Here is a 20,233-nt window from a genome sequence, read left to right as displayed (position 1 = left end):
TCCTGCCGTTTCCTGCAAAACGGCTACTGCCCGCGGCCCGTCAAAGCAGCGGCTATAGCGATTATTTTTTATTGTTGCGCAAGTCCAGAATTCAGAATAATTCTAATTTACTCACACATATCAATACGTTGCGCGAGCGAATATATTCGGGACTGTTTGGTGAGTCAGGCCAATCTGAGTTGCATTCGGGTCAAAATTCTGCAATTCCATTTAAATATGACAATTTCAGTCAAATTGGGCCAAAATGGAAATCCGCGCGCGACCGAAACACGCCATCGACTATCAGGACATTGCACGCCCGTTGGCGGTGATGCGGCGCGACTATAAGAAAAGCGCTTCGTCCGGTTGGCATAGTCACCGGCGCGGCGAACTTCTCTATAGCAATAGTGGCTATATGACGGCGCAGACAGAAGATGGCGCTTTCATGCTGCCCAGCGGCTATGCCGTGCTTCTGCCGCCCGATGTGCCGCACACTGTCGACATTTATGGCGAAGTGGAAATGCACGCCGTCTTTATCGAAGAATCGGTATTGCGAGAGCACTGGGAGCCGACGCGCGTTCTGAAAGTTTCTCCCCTGTTGGATGCCAGCGTGCAGGCGTTGGCCGAGGAACCGGTGCTTTATGATGAAAACGGACGCGGTCAGCATCTCACAGCACTTATTCTGGATGAGGTTCGCTCTGCGCAAGAGCAGCCCTATGTCGTCTCGCTCCCGACCGACAAGCAACTGCGCAAGCTTTGCCGCAGCCTTCTCGACAATCCGGGTCTCGACCTCACCATCGATGATTGGGCGGATGAAGTCGGTATGAGCCGTCGCACCATGACGCGCAAGTTCCGTCTCCAGACAGGTATGAGCTTTGTCGAATGGCGGCAGCGTCTGCGCGTATCCCATGTGATGCGCAAACGCGCAGAAGGCATGCCGCTTGCTATTGCCAGCGTTGAAGCGGGTTATCAGAGCGTTTCCACTCTGAAAAAGACGATGAAGCGATTGGGCGGCCAATAGTGATATGGCTGACTGGTAGCGCGATTATATCCGCCGTACAGGCAAATTGATTTTAGCTGCCGCGAATAGTCCCCAATGCAAGATCAGACTGAGGCCGTTAAACGATATGGAGAAACGGCATGAGAGTGTCGGTACTTTCTTTAGCTGCGGCACTGGCCGCGTTCGCCTTTAATGCCGAAGCCAATCCCGTTGGCAATCTGCAAGCAACAGTGCAATCAGGACTGGTGCAAAAGGCCGATTACCGCTGTGGTCGCGGCTGGCGCATGACCTATGACGGCGTTTGCGTTCCCGGTTATCGCCGCCCACCACCGCCTCCTCCAGGTTGGGGTTGGGGACCGCCCCCTCCACCACGCTGGGGCTGGGGTCCGCCGCCAAGAGACTGGCGTCGTCATCATTGGCGCGACGAATATCGGGACCGTCCACCGCGTCACAGACCGCGCCCTTACTGGGACTGATTTCAAGCTATTGGATCGGGCGGCCAAGGCCGCCCTTTCCTTTGTCAACGCTTCGCCGATTCTGCTGCACGCCGTATGAGTTCACCGCCAAACCCCATTGATATCGCAGCGAAAATCGTGACTGAAATTTTTTGATTTACGTACCTCATTTTTGCTCCTATGGTTTGTGTAGAGGAGCAGGAATGAAACCCACCGTTCATGATATAGCGCGCACTGCGGGCGTCAGCCTTGCCACGGTTGATCGCGTTTTGAACGACCGTCCAGGCGTCCGCTCCAAAACCCGCGAGCGGGTGACGGACGCCATGAATACGCTTGGCTATGTCCGCGATGTGGGAGCCGCCAATCTGGCGCGCAGCCGACTTTATCAGTTCGACTTCATTGTGCCCGACAATGACAACACTTTCATGCTGAGCCTTCGCGAAGAGATCGTCATTGCGACCGAACGCGCGCTGGCTGAGCGTGTTTCGATCAATCTCATACTGGTCCCCGCATTTGATGAGATTGCGCTAGTCGCCGCTCTTGATGGCAGCGCCCTTCGCAAGCCGGATGGCGTGGCTTTCGTCGCGCTCGACACCGATCCGGTTCGGGCTGCCTGCGACCGGCTGCGCGCAAGCGGTGTGCATGCTGTGACGCTGGTTTCCGATCTCGGCCACTCAACGCGTGAACATTATATCGGCGTGGATAATGCAGCCGCGGGGCGCACTGCGGCCCGTCTTCTCGGTCTTTTTGCAAATGGTACCGAGGGCGTGATTGCTATCTTGACCGGCTCGTTGAAAGTGCGCGATCACCTCGAACGTTTCGATGGTTTCACCTCCGCCATGCGAGGCGACTTTCCCGGGCGCGCCATCCTCCCCGCCCTTGAAGGCCTCGATGAAGATGCGCGGGTGGAGAAACTGGTGCGTACCCTGCTGCGCGAACGCAACGATATTGCGGGCATTTACAGCCTCGGCGCAGGCAATGGCGGCCTGCTTCGCGCACTCGCCAACCACGACGGGAAGCGCCCTCTGGTGATTGCCCATGAGCGCGATGACGCGACCTCGCAGGCGCTTGAACAAGGGTTGGTGCATGGCGTTCTGGCACAGGATGCCGGACATGAAATCCGCAGCGCCATTCGCATCCTGAAAGCCTCAGCAGACCGGCTGCCGATCATTGCGGGGCAGGAACATATTCGTATCGAAATCTTTCTCAAAGATAACCTGCCGCAGTTCTGCTGAACCGCCTGCCATCATGAATTTCCGACAGGAGCTCCCATGTATCTCGGCCTCGATCTTGGAACATCCGGCGTAAAGGCGCTACTGATCGACGACAGCCAGCGGGTTGTCGGTTCAGCGCATGGCGAACTGGACGTATCTCGCCCGCATGCAGGCTGGAGCGAACAGAATCCCTCCCAATGGATCAGCGCCACTGAAACCGCCATCGATGCCTTACGGCGCGCATATCCGAAAGAATTCGCAGCCATCAAAGGCATCGGCCTTTCTGGCCAGATGCATGGCGCAACATTGCTGGACGAGACTGATCAGGTGCTGCGCCCCTGCATCCTCTGGAACGACACGCGGAGCTATCATGAGGCCGCCGAACTTGATGCCGATCCGGCCTTCCGCGCGATCACTGGCAATATCGTCTTTCCGGGCTTCACCGCGCCAAAACTGGTCTGGGTTGCCCGCAATGAACCAGAAACTTTCGCCAAGACGCGCAAGATCCTGTTGCCAAAGGATTATTTGCGCCTCTGGCTAACTGGCGAACATGTATCAGACATGTCGGATTCAGCCGGAACGAGTTGGCTAGACACCGGTGGCCGTCACTGGTCGTCCGAATTGCTTGCAAAGACCGGACTGACCGAAAGCCACATGCCGCGGCTTGCGGAAGGCAGCGACGCCACCGGGCAACTGCGTGCCGAACTGGCGGCGCGTTGGGGTATCGACGGTCGCCCCGTCGTCGCTGGCGGTGCGGGAGACAATGCCGCTTCTGCTTGCGGCATGGGAACGGTGAAGCCCGGCCATGCCTTCGTCTCGCTTGGCACGTCCGGCGTCTTGTTTGCGGCCAATGGCGCCTATCAGCCGAAGCCGGAAAGCGCCGTCCATGCTTTTTGCCACGCGCTGCCCGGCACATGGCACCAGATGGGGGTCATCCTCTCGGCAGCAAGCGCGCTTGACTGGTTCGCGCGCGTCGTTGGCGCGACACCACATGTTCTTGATCAGGAACTGGGCGACACAGTCAAGGCACCCGGTAGCGTGACCTTCCTGCCCTATCTGTCGGGCGAGCGCACGCCTTACAATGACGCGAAAATTCGCGGTAGCTTTAACGGGCTGGAACATGAAACCGACCGAAATGCCATGACACAGGCCGTTCTGGAAGGTGTGTCCTTCGCCATTCGCGACTGTCTCGTTGCGCTCCAATCGGCCGGCACCGAAATCCATTCGCTGATCGCGGTCGGCGGCGGTTCCCGCTCCGCCTACTGGCTGAAATCCATTGCAACAGCGCTGAACACGCCAATTTCCCTGCCGGAAGAAGGCGACTTTGGCGCGGCCTTCGGCGCGGCGCGTCTGGGGCTGATCGCGGCCAGCGGGGCCGATCCGTTTATGATTTGCACGCCACCGCGCACAGCGCGCACTATCGAGCCCGAACAGGCGCTTCTCTCCGCTTATGACGAAGCCTATCAGCGCTATCGCGCGCTCTACCCGGCCCTGCATTCACTGGCTGGCTAGAACTCTATATCGAGACAAAATGGGAGGATGAATATGGGAACCGGATTTTTCGGTGACGTTGAGAAAGTGCGTTTTGAAGGTCCAGACAGCGACAATCCGCTGGCATTTCGTCACTATAATCCTGACGAAATTGTGCTTGGAAAACGCATGGAAGATCACCTGCGTTTCGCGGTTGCCTATTGGCACACATTCGCCTGGGAAGGCGGAGACCCCTTTGGCGGGCGCACCTTTGAACGGCCCTGGTATTCGAACGATATGAAGGCGGCAAAGCTCAAGGCGGATGTGGCCTTCGAGTTCTTCTCCCTGCTTGGCGCGCCGTTCTACTGCTTTCACGACGCCGATGTGCGCCCTGAAGGCAAGAACTTCGCGGAAAACACCAGAAATCTCAATGAAATAGTTGATATTTTTGAGAAAAAGCAGGCCGAGACCGGCATAAATCTGCTCTGGGGAACGGCCAATCTCTTTTCGCATCGCCGCTATATGGCTGGCGCGGCGACCAATCCCGACCCGGAAGCTTTTGCCTTTGCAGCGGCCACGGTCAAGACCTGCATCGACGCAACAATGAGACTTGGCGGCCAGAACTATGTGCTCTGGGGTGGTCGTGAAGGGTACGAAACCCTGCTCAATACCGATCTGTCGCGCGAACTCGACCATATGGGACGTTTCCTCAATCTGGTTGTCGAGTACAAGCACAAGATCGGCTTCAAGGGTACGATACTGATCGAGCCAAAGCCGCAGGAACCAACCAAGCATCAGTATGATTACGATGTGGCGACTGTTTACGGTTTTCTGAAACGCTATGGTCTCGAAAACGAAGTGAAACTGAACATCGAACAGGGTCACGCTATTCTTGCCGGACACTCGTTCGAGCATGAGCTGGCGCTGGCGCGCACGCTCGGTATTCTTGGCTCAATCGACATGAACCGCAATGATTACCAGTCGGGCTGGGACACCGACCAGTTTCCCAACAATGTGCCGGAAATGGCGCTGGCCTATTATCAGGTGCTTCTGGGCGGCGGCTTCAAATCAGGCGGCACCAATTTCGACGCCAAGCTGCGCCGCCAGTCGCTGGACCCGCAAGACTTGCTGATCGGACATATTGGCGGCATGGATTGTTGCGCGCGCGGACTGAAGGCAGCTGCGCACATGCTTGAAGACGGCGCGCTTTCAACGCCGCTGGAAGAACGCTACGCCGGTTGGAACGGCGACTTCGGCAAGAAGCTGCTCGACGACATGTCTCTGGAACAGATAACAGCCGCCGTTGAAGCGCAAGATATCAATCCGCATCCGAAATCCGGTCGTCAGGAATATCTGGAAAACGTGGTCAATCGATACGTCTGACCCGATAGAACCAAACAAACCCCCGCCTTTCCGGCGGGGTTTTGGGTCTAGTTCAACGCCACGCTATGCGGCGTGCGGCAGGCAGCAAAGCGGTCGAGCTTTTGATCGTAAACCGTTGTCTTTATTTGCATCATACCAAGCACGGTATGAAACAGATTGTCATGCGACGATGGTTCAGCAACCGTCTTCTTCAGGCAATCGAGGTCGAGCCCCGTATCCGACGCATATTCCGGCGCAAACCACGTGATGAATGGCACATGGGTCTGCTGCGATGGCGCAATGAAGTAGGGCGCGGCATGGAGATAGAGGCCATCCTCGCCAAGAGACTCGCCATGGTCGGACATGTAGATCATCGACGAAGCGAACTTGTCTTCATGCGCTTTCAGCAGATCGATGACTTCCGACAGGATGTGATCCGTATAGAGGATCGAATTGTCATAGGCATTGACGATCTCTTCATGCGAGCACTTGGCAAAGTCGTTTGAGCGGCAATCAGGCTTGAACTTCGCAAATTCTTCCGGATAGCGGCGGTAATAGGCCGGTCCATGGCTGCCCGTCATATGCAGGACAATGGTGGCGTTGCCGGTAAGGTCGTTCAATTCCTTGCCCAGACTATCGACCAGAATCTGGTCGATACATTCGCCGCCATCGCAATAGCGGGTGTCCTTGGCGTTTTGCAGGTCGATTAGCTTGATACGTTCGGCAACGCCTTTGCTGCCGGTATTGTTTTCATACCATGACACCTGCACGCCCGCATGTTGCAGCACATCCATCAGATTTTCAGAACCACGGAACTTGGTGTTGGAAAACTCTTCTCGCGTGAAAGGCGAGAACATGCAGGGCACCGAAACCGAGGTTTCCGTCCCGCAACTCGTCGTGTCGGTGAACGCAACGACATTGCGCTGCTTCAACTCCGGATTGGTTTCCCGCGAATAACCGTTGAGGCTGAAATTCTGGGCGCGCGCAGTTTCTCCAACGACCACAACCGTCAGCAGCTTTTTGCCGGCTGGAAGCTGCGTAACCTCTTGCTTGGCGTCCAGTCCAAGCGGCTCCATCGGTATGTCCCGGTTCTTGATCGTATGCGCCACATATTGAACCGTGCTGGTTATCGGCGTTCCCGGCATCAGCTTCTGCATGATGTCGGCATCGTGCTCGCGAAACATCGACGAATAGGCTGCATAGTTCGCGCCCAATATGGCAATCGACACCGCGAGGCAGGCGAAGATTATGCCGGTATTCACCGCCACCTTGCCCAGCAAAGGACGATGTCTGATCCGCACCCAGATAATCAGCAAGGACGGCACGACACCGAACAGCAACATGTGCCAGGCGAAGCTCGGCGTCAGCAACGCACCGGACTCGGCCTGCGTGGTCGTCAGCGCGGCCTCGACCACATATTTGTCGATGATCGTCCCGAATGTATCAGTAAAATAGGAACCGCCGGCAGCGATCAGGACAAACAGGATCAGGATCGGCTTGATGACATATTTTGCCGAAAAGATCAGAAGCAGTGCGGTATGCAGCAGCAGAAGTGCGACTGCAATGCCAGCCAGTTTCCACGGCGCATCGGCGTAATAAGCACCAATTGCGTGCCAGAATGAAGCATTGGTGAAGATGAAAACGTAAAGCACCGTCAGAAGGCACAATGGGCCGCTGGCGATTGTGGGACGGAATTTCTGCATGGCGTATGTCTCAAGCGACTCTGTGCGAGACCTGCCGCAAGGCGGGCAGATCAATATGACCAACACGCCTTCGCAAGCGTTTACTTAGAAACATGCAATTAAAATGGTTTTTTCACGGCAGAGGCGGCCGCAACGCGGCCGCTCCACTTAATTTTTCATGTCGATCAGAGATTAACCCAGGCGCCATTTCTCTTTGCCGACCGCACGCAGGCGTCGATAAAGCTCACGCCCAGCAGCCCGTCGTCAACGGTTGGATAAATCACTGCACTGTCAGGTTTTTTGCCTTCGCGATGCGCCTCAATAGCATTGGCCGCTTCGGTATAGATCGTCGCAAAAGCTTCGAGATAGCCTTCCGGATGACCGGCAGGCACACGCGTCACCCGTGCCGCCTCCGGCCCGGCCCCCGCACCGCCGCGCGTGATGAGCCGCTTCTCACCGCCGAATGGCGTAAACCACAGCCGGTTTGGATCTTCCTGCGCCCATTCAATGCCGCCCTTAGTGCCATAAACACGAAGGCGAAGCGCATTTTCGTTACCGGGTGCCACCTGGCTGCACCAGAGCATGCCTTTCGCGCCGCCCGCAAAGCGCAGCATCACATGCGCATTGTCATCAAGACGACGCCCCGCGACAAAACTGTCGAGATCGGCGGCCAGACTATCGAGTGTCAGTCCCGTCACGAAGGAGGCCAGATTGAAGGCATGGGTGCCAATGTCGCCCGTGGCGCCTCCAAGGCCGGATTGGGCCGGATCGGTGCGCCAGACAGCGCCCTTCGCGCCGGTGGCCTCAACAGCTTCCGTCAGCCAGTCCTGCGCATATTCTACCTGCACGACGCGCAGATCGCCCAATTCGCCGCTCTCCACCATGGCGCGGGCCTGCCGCACCATCGGATAACCCGTATAGTTGTGGGTCAGCACAAACAGTGCGCCACTCTCATCCGCAGCCTTTTTCAGCTTTTTGGCATCGGCCAGCGTGGAAGTCAGGGGCTTGTCGCAAATGACATGAATGCCGCGCTTCAGGAACTCTTTCGCGGCTTCGTAGTGAACATGGTTGGGTGTCACGATGGAAACGGCTTCAATGCCATTTTTCAATCGCGCTTCACGGATCGCCATCTCCCGGAAGTCCGAATAGATACGGTCCGACGCTAGTCCCAGTTCATGCCCTGAGGCTTGCGCCTTTTCCGGCGATGAGGAAAGTGCGCCCGCAACCAGTTCGAACCGGTTGTCGAGCCGTGACGCCATGCGGTGCACGCCGCCAATGAAGGCCCCCGCTCCGCCGCCAACCATGCCGAGACGGATGCGCGGCGTTGCAGTTTCCTTGGTTTTGGCTTCAATCGTCATGTATTCCTCATTTCGTCTCAAAGACCCAGCATACGGCGATTGGCAGCATCATCGGTGCCGCCCGATGCAAAATCATCAAATGCCTTGTCGGTGACGCGTATGATATGCGCCTTTACGAATTCTGCGCCTTCGCGTGCGCCATCTTCCGGGTGCTTCAGCGCGCATTCCCATTCAACAACGGCCCAACCGTCGAAATCGTTCGCAGCCATTTTGGAGAAGACAGCGCCGAAATCAACCTGCCCATCGCCCAGCGAGCGGAAACGACCCGCGCGGTTGACCCAGCCCTGATAACCGCCATAGACGCCCTGCCGCCCGGTCGGATTGAATTCCGCATCCTTGACGTGGAACATCCTGATCCGGTCTTTGTAGATGTCGATATTGTCGAGATAATCGAGACATTGCAGCACATAATGCGACGGATCGTAGAGCATGTTGGCACGCGGATGGTTCTTCACACGCTCCAGAAACATCTCGAATGTCACGCCGTCATGCAGGTCTTCGCCCGGGTGAATTTCGTAGCAGATATCAACGCCATGCTCCTCCGCATGGTCGAGGATCGGCGTCCAGCGACGCGCGAGTTCATCAAACGCCGTCTCCACGAGACCAGCAGGCCGCTGTGGCCAGGGATAAACAAACGGCCAAGCGAGTGCGCCGGAAAAGGTCGCATGTGCGCCAATGCCGAGATTGCGCGATGCCTTGATCGCCATCTTGACCTGCTCGACAGCCCAGGCCTGTCGAGCCTTGGGATTGCCGCGCACTTCCGGCACGGCAAAGCCGTCAAAGGCTTCATCATAGGCCGGATGAACAGCAACAAGTTGGCCCTGCAGATGAGTGGAAAGCTCGGTGACAACCACGCCGTTTTCGTTGGCCACACCAGCGAATTCGTCGCAATAGTCCTTGGATTGAGAAGCTTGTCTAAGATCGATCAGCTGGCTGGCCCAGGTGGGCACCTGTACGCCGAGATAACCTTTTTCGGCGGCCCATTTGGTGATGCCGTCCCATGTGTTGAACGGCGCTGCATCGCCCGCGAACTGCCCAAGGAAAATCCCCGGCCCCTTGATCGTCTTCATCGAAACTCCTCCAGAAAAGCACATCCCGAAAGTGTGAAGTGGTGTCGAGTAAAATGTGCTTCAAAACAAACAGTTAGAGCGCCGATCTGATGTAGTCAGATCGAATCGGGCTCCAGAATAGAATGCGCCCACCTGGATGGCGGGCGCATGCAACGGATCAGAATGGCGAATCCGGGAAGTAGAACTGCTCGGCATTGTCTTTCGTGACGAGCGTTGCATCGAGGATGTAAGTGCCGCTGACCGGGGTCTGGTCATAGAAATGACCGGCCGTGAGCTGCATGGCGGTGCCCACCATCGCTGGCGGATAGAGCACGTCGACCGGCACAAGCTTGTCGCCGTCCATGACCTTCTTGATCATGTCCTTGGAACCGGCACCGGCAACGATGTACTGAATGTCGCTGCGGTTGGCCTGCTTGATGGCTTCGAGTACGCCGACAGCCATGTCGTCATCCTGACACCAGACCACATCGATCTTGGGATACTTGGTCAGGAAGTCCTGCATCACGCGGAAAGCGTCGTCGCGGTTCCAGTTGCCGTATTGACGGTCAAGAATCTTGACGTTGGAGCCTTCAATGCCCTTGTCGAAACCATCCTGACGCTGCTGGTCAATCGGGATCGGCATGCCGCGAATAACGACAACCTGCGCATCCGGGGTGGTCTTCTTGATATATTCGCCTGCAACCTGACCAAGGGCCGGATTGTTACCAGCGACATAAAGATCGCGGATCGAGTTGTCATTGCTGCTCGGTGCACGATCGACCAGCGCAACGAATGTGCCCTTGTCCTTGATTTCCTTGATCGCATTGACCAGCGGATCTGGATCAGACGGCAGCACAACCAGCGCATCGAGGCCCTGTACCGCCAGATCCTGCAGCGCATTGGCCTGATTGGCCGCATCCGGCGAGGTCTTGACGATAACGTTCAGGCCCGGATGCTCCTGCATCAAAAGCTTTGCGACGCGCTCGGCGTGATAGACGACGCCCGCTGTCCAGCCGTGGTCGGCAGCCGGAATCGAAACGCCGATGGTGACTTTCTTATCTTGTGCACTTGCGACACTGGTAAACGCCATGGCGCTTGCAGCCAAAGCGGCGAAAGCAACGCCCAAAAATTTCCTTCGCATGTTTTCCTCCCAAAAAACGGGGCTTGTCTCTTTCAATGGACGCATGCCTTGTTCCCAGCACCGTATCCGGTTTCGGGAGACATACCCCTTTTGCCGGAATCGCCCCTGCAATCCCGCCAATTCCTGCATGTCATCGTCGTGACAGTGACCGTTGCACCAGCATGGCGATGATGATGATCGCGCCTTGAATGGCCCCGATCAGATATTCGCTGACGAAGTTCGACAGCAGCATGATGTTGCCGACGATCTCCAGAATGAATGCGCCGCAGATCGTCCCCCAAACCCGGGCGACCCCCCCGCGCAGCGCCGTTCCGCCAACCACAACAGCCGTGATGGCCTGCAATTCCCAAAGGATGCCGGTCGTGGCCGATGTAGACCCCAGACGCGGCACGTAAAGCAGCACGGCAACCGCCACGCAAATCCCCTGAACCACATAGGCTATCGTGCGCACGCGCTTGACCGAAATGCCGGAATAACGGGCAACATCCTCGCTGGAGCCGACCGCAATCACATGACGTCCATAACGCGTGCGATAGAGAACAAAGGCAGCAATCGCCGCCGTGACGAAAATGGCGATCACCGGCACCGGAACGCCCAGAACCGTACCGAAATAGGCCGGGCGATAGAGCGACTGTATCTCCGGGTTTCGGAGCGTAATTGCGCCGCCTTGCGACAACCACGTCGTGAGGCCGCGATAGATGCCCATCGTACCAAGCGTTGCGATGAAGGGTTCGATTCCGCCAACCGTCGTGATCAGCCCGTTCAGGAGACCACAGGCCGCGCCGACCACAACCGCCAGCATGACGGCGGCGATCAGCATCAACACCGGATCGGCAATGACGCCGCTATTCATGAACAGGATCATGATGCTGGCCACAAAGGCGACCATCGCGCCAACGGAAAGATCAAGCCCTCCAGACGAGATCACATAGGTCGCGCCAAGCGCGATGATGGCAATGAACGCGCTGCGCGTGGCGACATTCAGCAAATTGTCGATGCTGATGAAATTGGGATTGGCGACTGTTCCCAGAACGAGCAGCAGAGCGAGCGCGATGAACGGCGCGATGGCTCTCAGGTCCCAGTCCTTGGACGTTTTCGGTGCCCGGCTCTTGTCAGTCGCAACCTGTGTCATTGAATTCCCACTCATGTCTTTTTCTGTTTATTGCCGCTCAGGCTGCTTCTGCCGCATCAACGCCGGTCGCCAGAACCACAATATTGTGCTCCGTCATCCGCTCGCCTGTGACCTCTCCGGCAATCCGCCCTTCGCGCATCACGACGATACGGTCGCAGATACCGATCAGTTCCGGCATTTCCGATGACACCACAATGATCGAACGGCCCTCATCCGCCAGATTGGCGATGAACTGATAAATCTGTTCCTTGGTCCCGACATCGATGCCGCGGGTCGGCTCGTCGATGATGACGATGGAGGGATCAAGCATCATCATCTTGGCCAGAAGCAGCTTCTGCTGGTTACCGCCAGACAATTGCCCGGCCAAAATATCCTTGCTCCCGGTGCGAATGTCGAACTCGCGGATCGCATCGTCCAGCGCCACCCGCTCCTTGTTGCGATCGATCTGGAAGCGGCTGACAAATTTCTTCAGCGAGGCCAACGTCAGGTTGATACCCAGATCCTTGGTCAGCAACAGACCCTTACCCTTACGGTCTTCGCTCAGATAGGCGATGCCTGCCGTCAGACTGTCATGGGCATCGCGGAAATGCGTGGGTCTACCGTTGTGGCGTACATCGCCCTTACCGGGACGCAGACCCACGACACCTTCCATCAGCTCAGTGCGCCCTGCACCGACCAGCCCCGCGAAACCCAGTATTTCGCCTCTATTAAGACGGAAACTCGCTTCCTTCACATGGCCAGGCACGGAAAAGCCGCTGACTTCCAGAACAGCTTCGCCGTCATGCTGCGTTGCACGGTCGGGATAAAGCTTCGCCACATCGCGCCCGACCATCAGCCGCGCCATATCAGCGGGTTGAAGCTCCGACGCCAGATGCGCGGCAACGAGCGTTCCGTCACGCAGCACCGTTACCCGGTCGGAAATTTCCTTCACTTCCGGCAAACGATGCGAAATGTAGAGGATGGCAACGCCCTTGGCGCGTATATCACGAATAACCTTCAACAAGGCTTCCGTTTCAACCGGCGTCAGCGATGCTGTCGGCTCGTCGAAGATCACCACGCGGTGCGGCACCAGCAGAACACGCGCAATCTGTACCAGCTGGCGCTGTGCTATCGACAGGCTGCCGACCACCGCATCAGGATCGATATCGGCACCGAGATCCCGGATTGCCTTGCGCGCACCCTCGCGCATGGTGCGGTCATTGACCGTAATGCCGTTCGTCAGCTCTCGGCCGAGGTAAATGTTCTGCGCAACCGTCAGATCGGGCGCGAGCAATATTTCCTGATGCACAAGAACGATGCCCTGTGCTTCCGCCTCAACAGGATTGGCAAAGGCAATCGGCTTGCCGTCAATGTGGATTTCACCCGCCGTCGGGCGTTCATTGCCTGCGAGAAGCTTCATCAACGTCGATTTTCCGGCGCCATTTTCGCCGATAATCGCGTGAACTTCGCCGCCGTAAATCTGCAGATTGATATTCTTCAGCACCTGCACAGGGCCAAAAGACTTCGACAGGGACCGGGCTTCAAGAAGCGCCGTTTTATCGGTTTTTGCGGCCGAAATCATAAGCGCGCACCGTTCGATACGCCACGCTTGCAGCCAAAGCCTCCCAGCCATTGATCCTGATAATCAGATCGCACGTGAACTCCTCCCAAAGCCTCACAATTGGGAGCTTAACTTTCGTTTTGAGGTACGTAAAGCAAAATTGTACAAACGTTGTCATTTCAGATTTACCGAAACCTGCAATGAACCAGCCGCGCCCTTGCGATCACGCGAGCGATTGCTATATGTATAGCACACCCATATTTTAGATTGCTAAGTAATGTACGACCCAAAACAGGAACTGCACGCTGCGTTCACCATGGGCCTATCCACTGCGGCCCGAAAAATGCGCAACCTTTTTGATTCCCGCGTCCGCGCGCTTGGACTAACGCTGTCACGCGCGCGCGTGATGCTGTTGCTTGCGCAGGACCGCGACTGGAACCAGCGCGAACTGGCCGATGCATTGGAAATCGAGCATCCCTCAGTTGTTCGCCTGCTGGATGGACTTGAAAAACAGGAGCTTATCCGCCGTGTTCCTGTGGAAGGCGACCGTCGCGCCAAGCGCATCGAGCTGACCACGGAAGGGCAGGAGCAGGTTCGCGAACTTCAGGATGTGACCCATCACATTCGCGCCGAGCTTCTTGAAAAGATCGACCGGCAATCGCTGGAAAATGCGCTTTTCGTGCTGCAGGAAGTCACGCGTACTGCCGAATTCGCTCTGGTCCCGCAGGACAGCTGAAGCACATCAAATTCCTGTGCCGCCCTCTGGAATAGTTACCTCATACAGCCTAGATTCAAGCCGAATGACAGGGAGTATACCCATGAGCTACAGCAAGAATCCGGAGGCCATCGCCAAGCTGTCCCCGGAACAGTATCGCGTTACCCAGGAAAGCGGCACGGAACGCCCCGGAACGGGCGAATATCTGTATAATAAGGAAGCCGGCATTTACGTTGATATCGTTTCGGGCGAGCCGTTATTTGCTTCCAGCGACAAATACGAATCCCATTGCGGCTGGCCGAGCTTCACCAAGCCGATTGAACCCGCCAATGTCAGCGAGCTGAATGATATTTCGCACGGCATGGTTCGCACCGAAGTGCGTTCCGCCCATGGCGACAGCCATCTCGGCCACGTCTTCCCGGACGGCCCGGTTGATCGCGGCGGTCTGCGCTATTGCATCAACTCCGCCTCCCTGCGCTTCGTTCCGAAGGCAGATATGGAAGCCGCAGGTTATGGCGATTATCTCGATCAGGTCGAAGACATCGCATAAAGACAAAGGCCGCCTTTTCGCCCCCGCGAAAGGGCGGCTTGTCATTCTTTACTTACGTGGATGACGCGACCAGCCTTCTCAGAAGCGCTTTCAGCTCTTCTATCGAACGATCGATTTCGAGCTTTTTCTTCTCAAGTTCACCCAGTTTTCCGGAAAGCGTCGCGCGCAAGTCGTCGAGCTGGCTCAGATCGCTTGCGCCTTCTTTCCAGAGATCGATAAGCTGTTTCGTCTCCGCGAGCGTAAAGCCGATCTGGCGACCGAACAAAATGAGACGCAGGCGTGTGTGGTCCTCACGGTCATAAAGACGCGTGACCCCGGCCCGCCTTGGGCTCAACAGTCCCTTATCCTCGTAGAAACGTAACGCGCGCAACGAAAGCCCGAATTCGTGCGCCAGATCGCCAATTCTGAACAATTGGCTGCGTTGCTGGTTTTCTTCTCTGACCTTCAAGCTGCCCCCTGTCAGGAGCTCCGCTATCGTCACAGGCTCAATGGCCGTTTCACTCATATGTATCCCTGTTTCCGCCCCCGGAAACGCCCGTCCACCGCACCGGAGCGCGATGGAACCTCGTTGAGAACCGACTCAGGGCAAAGCTTCGGTCACAAAATGACCGGGCCAGCCCGCCGATTCTGGTTGTCCATACTGTCATGACAGACCCGGTCACTTCCGAACCCGGGCAATTTGGTGCCTACCACACCTGCTCAGGCCATCAGACCGGACAAATTGCGTTCAAAAACAAGCTGAAAACCCGCATATTAACGACTTGTTTACTACGTTTGTACAAATGTAGGTGCAGCAAGTTTCTGCGGTTCTGCGTTCCTGAATTTGCGTCCGGCGACCCTTATCATTTGGAAAAGTGAATTTCTCATGGCAAATCCAGAGCTAGCTTCCGGTTCGCGTTCCAGAATTGATGATTTGAACGCGCATCGCGAGCGCCGTCCCGCGTCCGCAGCCATGCAGGAGCTCGACCGCACCCTTGCCGGTCTTGAGCGCCGCCTGATGGAGCTGGAACAGGACGCACCCGCAGCGCCGCATCCCAACGCCCCTTCCTTTGCCGCTCATCAGCCTGCCGCCGCGCGTTATACGGACGAAACCGCAGCCGGTCTCGCAGAGATCGCCGATAATCTGCGCCGTCGCCGTGACAGCCAGCGCCAGGAACAGGCGCAGCCAAGTTTCGCATCAAGCACCGAAATCAGCGACGCCAGCCGCGAAATGTCGCGCATGCAACACGCCGCCAGCGAAGAAGGTTTTTCGCAGCGCATGAGCGACGATTTCGATCGCCTCAGCGAAAGCGTCCACCTGCTCGCAGAGCGCAGCAGCGAGGCCAATGCGCAGGCTCTGCGCCGTCAGTTCGATGAACTGAACCGCACTGTTCACACGCTTGCCCGTGAAGAAACCCTGCGCCGTCTCGACAACCGTTGGGACCGCTTTGATGAGCAGATGCAGGCGTTTGAGAAGCGTCACGATGCCGTCAATCCGGCCTTGAACGCCATTGGATCTCGTCTTGAGCAGATGCGTGAAGCCATCGGCACCCTGCCACAGTCCCACGCTTTCAGCGCTATTGAAGAGCGGATCGGTCGTCTGACGCATTCCATCGAAGATGCGCTGAACCCGCAGAACGCCGCGTCTTTCGAACAGGATATGCTGAACCAGATCGATACTCGACTGGATGAAATCAGCCGCGCAATCATCGCAACAAGCCGCGCACAGCGCCCTGATCAGGAAGATGCGCGCCGTCTGGAACGCATCGAGAAGCGTCTTGCCGAGCTTGCAGACCAGATCGACGGTTCGGCTTCGCGCCAGAACTCCGATGTCTTGTTCCAGAAGCTGAGTGAACTTTCGCAGCGTATCGATGTGCTCTCTAGCGGACAGGCGCTGCCAGACCGGATTGCCGAACAGCTCGCGCATCAGATCAGCCTTCTGGCCAATCAGGTTGCCAAGGTTACGGAAAATCTGAGCCAGTCCGATTATCGCAGCGTTGAGGCGCGCCTCGAAGCCATTGGCCAGAAGCTGGAAAATGCCGAACGCCGCAGCCACGAGCCTGACCCTGCCGTTCTCGACACCATTGACCGTCGCTTCGCAGAACTGACGGAACGTCTCGACTCGCAATATGGCAGCCGCTCCATCGACAGCGACGCCATCCATACGCTTGAAGGTCGTCTCGACGATATTTCGCAGCAGATCTCGCTCGGATTGCTGCAAGCGCCGCAATATGAAATGCCGAATCTGGCCGACAGCGAAGCGATCCGCAATCTGGAAGACCAGATCGCCAATATCGCCCACCATCTCGCCCAGCCGGTTGCCGAACTCGCCCAGATCAAGCCGCGTCTCGACTCCATCGAGCGCTCTATTACGACGAACCGCGAAACGGTTCTGGATGCGGCCCGCGAAGCCGCAGAAAGCGCCGTTGCTCGGGTTCTCCAGCACGGCAATCAGGGCGACACCGCCATTGCCCGTCAGCTCGCCGACGATATGAAGTCGCTGGAAATGCTGGCCCGCAACACGGACGAGCGCAACAGCAAAACCTTTGAAGCCGTGCACGACACGCTGGTCAAGATCGTGGATCGCCTGTCCCGGCTCGAACAGGACATGGGCAGCCAGAGCGCAAATGCTGATAGCTTCGCCAATCGCAGCCTTGACAAGCGTGAAGACGATACGCGCCCGGCAATGGCTTTGGCCGAGGAAGCGGCACCCCGCTTTGCTGCTCCGGACACCAATGCACCACGCCTGAACACCCCTCGCTCGCCTGCGACGGCTGCTGCCGAAGCCGCCTTCGCAACCATTCAGGGCGAAAGCGCCGTCGTGACCGCACCGACTGGCGAAACCTCTGGCAAGTCGTCGCTGTTCGGTGGCCTTGCCAAGGCAATGCGCGGACGTCGCGCCGAGAAGAACGATCTCAATACCGACAACGATCTCAAGGCCGAAAGCTTCGACAAGACCGATGCCCCGGCTTTCGAAAGCGAAATGGCCGCTGTCGAGCCAATCGTCGAAAACGAACCGGATGCCCGGTTTGGTGGCGATCACATGCCCGACCTCAACTCCATCATGAAGCGTGTGCGTGAAGAACGCCGCCAGCGCGAAGATGCGGCCGACGCCGCTCTGGCAGCCAACGGCAAGGTTGATTTCATCACCGCCGCGCGCCGCGCCGCACAGCTTGCCGCCGCTGAATCCGAGCATCTCCAGAAGGGTTCCGCAAAGGGCGCAGGCAAGAAGAAGAGATCCGTTGGCGACATTATGCAGCGTCAACGCAAGCCGATCCTGATGGCGATTGGCGCAGTCATGATCGCCATGGCAGGTTTGCAAGTCGGCAGCGCCTTCCTCACCCGCGATGAGCCGACCGATGCGACCGTCGATCTGGCTCCCCAGCCGGAAGCACCTGCCGTCGAAACGCCAACAGTAGCGCAGGCTCCGGTACAGGCTGAAGCACCGGTCCAGACCGAGACACCACAAGTTACCGAGCCGCGTCAGGAAAAGGCGGAAGCGCCTGCTGCATCGGACCAGTCGCCCACCATTGAAACGGTAATCGCCAGCGCACCGACCACGCCCGTCGAAGTCTCTGCCCCTGAACAGGCTGCATCGCCTTCCGCACCGGCTCAGGTCGCTATTCCGGCCATTCCGGAAGAAGCAGGTCCAGCAGCTTTGCGCGAAGCAGCCGCCAAGGGTGATGCACGCGCCCTGTTCGAAATCGGCAATCGCTATATGGAAGGTCGCGGTGTTACTGCCGACTTTAACAAAGCCGCGCAGTGGTATGACATTTCCGCCGGTCAGGGCTTTGCCCCGGCACAATATCGCCTTGGCAATTTCAATGAAAAAGGCCTCGGCATGCCCCGCGATCTGGACAAGGCCAAGACCTGGTACCAGCTCTCCGCGCAGCAGGGCAATGCAAGCGCGATGCACAATCTTGCAGTTCTGTTTGCAACCGGCGCAAATGGCGCGCCGGACAATACGTCGGCTGCACGCTGGTTTACCGAAGCTGCCGATCTCGGCGTGAAGGACAGCCAGTTCAATCTCGGCATTCTCGCAGCCAAGGGTCTTGGCATTCCGGTTAATCTGGAAGAGAGCTATAAGTGGTTCGCGCTTGCCGCCAATGCTGGCGACAAGGACGCAGCCCAGAAGCGCGACCAGATTGCCGAAGCGCTGAAGCCTGAACAGCTGGAAAAGGCCAAGGCCACCGTCCAGTCGTGGAAGCCAAAGACGCTGAACGAAGCCACCAATTCCATTGACGTGCCGGATGCATGGACGGAAGCCAAGCCAACCACCACCGGCTCGGTCGACATGAAGAAGGCAGTTCGCAACATCCAGCTCATCCTTCAGAAGAATGGCTATGATGTCGGCACCGCCGACGGCGTGATGGGCGGCAAGACCCGCACGGCCATTGCCTCGTTCCAGAAGGCCAATGGTCTGCAGCCGACCGGTAATGTCGATCAGAAGCTGGTTCAGCTGCTGTTGCAGAAGAACACATAAGATTTGTCGCACAGAGTTCAGAAAATGCCGCTAAACGCGGCATACCATTGCAGGAAAGTAACACGTCCGGCGCAAGGTAACCGTAATGACAATCGGCGTTTGACTTAACGGTCCTGGCAGCGCAAGACGGTAGGCGAACAGGCCTCGCGGAATTGCGCGACCGCAGCGGGCCGTAGAGCGTATGCGTCCGTCAGAGCCGGGTTCGGAATTGGGTATTTATCTTCCCATTGCAGAATTATCGGTCAACATGCTGGTTCTGCTCAGCATGGGCGCTGCGGTTGGCTTTCTTTCCGGATTGTTTGGTGTTGGCGGCGGCTTTCTGATCACGCCACTCTTGATCTTCTACAATATTCCACCTGCCATCGCCGTTGCGACTGGCGCCAATCAGGTTATCGCTTCGTCCGTTTCCGGTGCGCTCGTCCACTTCAAACGGCGAACGCTGGATATCAAGCTCGGCCTGTTTCTCGTGGCAGGCGGTATTGTCGGATCGCTGCTTGGTATTTTCGTCTTCTCGTGGCTGCGTGAGCTGGGCCAGCTCGATCTGATTGTTTCGATCCTCTATGTGTTTTTTCTCGGCAGCGTCGGCGGGCTGATGCTGGTGGAAAGCCTGCGCGCTTTGCGGCGGGTCAAGAAGGGCGGCGCGGTACGTCGGCCCGGCCAGCACACATGGATCCACAAGTTGCCATTCAAGATGCGGTTCCGCGCCTCGACCATCTATGTCAGCATCATTCCGGTTCTCGGCATCGGCTTTTTCATAGGCCTGTTGTCGTCGGTGATGGGTGTCGGCGGCGGCTTCATCATGGTGCCAGCGCTGATCTATCTGCTGCATGTGCCCACCAATGTGGTCGTGGGCACCTCACTCTTTCAGATCACATTCGTGACGGCCTTCACAACTGTCATGCAGGCGACGACCAACCAGTCCATCGATATTGTGCTGGCTTTCCTGTTGATGGTGGGCGGCGTTATCGGCGCGCAATATGGTGCGCGTGCCGGGCAAAAGTTGCGCGGCGAGCAGTTGCGGCTCTTGCTTGCCCTGCTGGTGCTGGCCGTTGCACTGCGCCTCGCCTTTGGCCTGTTCGTGCGACCGGACAATCTGTTCTCGATAACGATAGCGGATTTTTGAG

Annotated in this window: 16 protein-coding genes; 9 read left to right on the top strand and 7 right to left on the bottom strand. The window is 57.4% G+C overall.

Annotated features, from left to right (window positions below; translation table 11 throughout):
* The first annotated feature begins 244 nt into the window (after window positions 1–244).
* The 5 genes from QBD01_RS10570 (at window position 245) to xylA (ending at window position 5,501) form a co-directional block, all read left to right on the top strand.
* Entirely contained in the window at window positions 245–1,000 is a 756-nt protein-coding gene (locus QBD01_RS10570) for a helix-turn-helix transcriptional regulator (protein ID WP_280992746.1), read from the top strand.
* Between the two features lie 119 nt (window positions 1,001–1,119).
* Window positions 1,120–1,455: a hypothetical protein gene (locus tag QBD01_RS10565; protein ID WP_182520624.1), complete on the top strand. Its 336-nt coding sequence runs from the start codon at window positions 1,120–1,122 to the stop codon at window positions 1,453–1,455.
* Between the two features lie 182 nt (window positions 1,456–1,637).
* Entirely contained in the window at window positions 1,638–2,669 is a 1,032-nt protein-coding gene (locus tag QBD01_RS10560) for a LacI family DNA-binding transcriptional regulator (protein WP_280992745.1), read from the top strand.
* A 36-nt stretch (window positions 2,670–2,705) separates the two neighbouring features.
* Window positions 2,706–4,160: a xylulokinase gene (gene xylB / locus QBD01_RS10555; RefSeq protein WP_280992744.1), complete on the top strand. Its 1,455-nt coding sequence runs from the start codon at window positions 2,706–2,708 to the stop codon at window positions 4,158–4,160.
* 33 nt (window positions 4,161–4,193) lie between these two features.
* On the top strand, window positions 4,194–5,501 hold the full coding sequence (gene xylA, locus QBD01_RS10550) for a xylose isomerase (protein WP_280992743.1): 1,308 nt from the start codon (window positions 4,194–4,196) through the stop codon (window positions 5,499–5,501).
* Window positions 5,502–5,548: 47 nt separating this feature from the next.
* On the opposite strand, the gene QBD01_RS10545 is transcribed toward xylA, so the two are convergent.
* The 6 genes from QBD01_RS10545 to QBD01_RS10520 all read right to left on the bottom strand — a co-directional run bounded on the left by QBD01_RS10545 (window position 5,549) and on the right by QBD01_RS10520 (window position 13,403).
* Window positions 5,549–7,183, bottom strand: coding sequence for a phosphoethanolamine--lipid A transferase (locus QBD01_RS10545; protein ID WP_280992742.1), 1,635 nt, complete (start codon window positions 7,181–7,183; stop codon window positions 5,549–5,551).
* A gap of 164 nt (window positions 7,184–7,347) precedes the next feature.
* Window positions 7,348–8,520, bottom strand: a complete 1,173-nt coding sequence (locus tag QBD01_RS10540; protein WP_280992741.1) for a Gfo/Idh/MocA family oxidoreductase — start codon at window positions 8,518–8,520, stop codon at window positions 7,348–7,350.
* Window positions 8,521–8,537: 17 nt separating this feature from the next.
* Window positions 8,538–9,590 carry a sugar phosphate isomerase/epimerase gene (locus QBD01_RS10535; RefSeq protein ID WP_280992740.1) on the bottom strand — a complete coding sequence of 351 codons (1,053 nt, stop codon included), beginning with the start codon at window positions 9,588–9,590 and terminating at the stop codon, window positions 8,538–8,540.
* 157 nt (window positions 9,591–9,747) lie between these two features.
* Window positions 9,748–10,710, bottom strand: a complete 963-nt coding sequence (locus tag QBD01_RS10530) for a substrate-binding domain-containing protein (RefSeq protein ID WP_280992739.1) — start codon at window positions 10,708–10,710, stop codon at window positions 9,748–9,750.
* A gap of 130 nt (window positions 10,711–10,840) precedes the next feature.
* Window positions 10,841–11,842, bottom strand: a complete 1,002-nt coding sequence (locus QBD01_RS10525) for an ABC transporter permease (protein ID WP_280992875.1) — start codon at window positions 11,840–11,842, stop codon at window positions 10,841–10,843.
* A 37-nt stretch (window positions 11,843–11,879) separates the two neighbouring features.
* Window positions 11,880–13,403 (bottom strand): sugar ABC transporter ATP-binding protein, encoded by a 1,524-nt coding sequence (locus QBD01_RS10520; protein ID WP_280992738.1) that lies wholly within the window; start codon window positions 13,401–13,403, stop codon window positions 11,880–11,882.
* A 256-nt stretch (window positions 13,404–13,659) separates the two neighbouring features.
* Between QBD01_RS10520 and QBD01_RS10515 the strand changes: the two genes are divergently transcribed.
* Entirely contained in the window at window positions 13,660–14,118 is a 459-nt protein-coding gene (locus tag QBD01_RS10515; RefSeq protein ID WP_078340316.1) for a MarR family winged helix-turn-helix transcriptional regulator, read from the top strand.
* 82 nt (window positions 14,119–14,200) lie between these two features.
* Entirely contained in the window at window positions 14,201–14,647 is a 447-nt protein-coding gene (gene msrB / locus QBD01_RS10510; protein WP_280992737.1) for a peptide-methionine (R)-S-oxide reductase MsrB, read from the top strand.
* Between the two features lie 52 nt (window positions 14,648–14,699).
* On the opposite strand, the gene QBD01_RS10505 is transcribed toward msrB, so the two are convergent.
* Entirely contained in the window at window positions 14,700–15,152 is a 453-nt protein-coding gene (locus QBD01_RS10505; protein WP_280992736.1) for a MerR family transcriptional regulator, read from the bottom strand.
* 714 nt (window positions 15,153–15,866) lie between these two features.
* On the opposite strand from QBD01_RS10505, the gene QBD01_RS10500 reads away from it, so the two are divergent.
* Window positions 15,867–19,109 carry a peptidoglycan-binding protein gene (locus QBD01_RS10500; protein WP_392391382.1) on the top strand — a complete coding sequence of 1,081 codons (3,243 nt, stop codon included), beginning with the start codon at window positions 15,867–15,869 and terminating at the stop codon, window positions 19,107–19,109.
* Between the two features lie 247 nt (window positions 19,110–19,356).
* Entirely contained in the window at window positions 19,357–20,232 is an 876-nt protein-coding gene (locus QBD01_RS10495; protein WP_280992874.1) for a sulfite exporter TauE/SafE family protein, read from the top strand.
* Window position 20,233 lies beyond the last annotated feature (1 nt).

Origin of the sequence: Ochrobactrum sp. 19YEA23 (genome assembly GCF_029909865.1) — a bacterium.
Classification (GTDB): Bacteria; Pseudomonadota; Alphaproteobacteria; order Rhizobiales; family Rhizobiaceae; genus Brucella; species Brucella gambitense.
The sequence above is the reverse complement of the archived record's forward strand: the minus strand, read 5'-3'. Positions and strand labels throughout refer to the sequence as shown.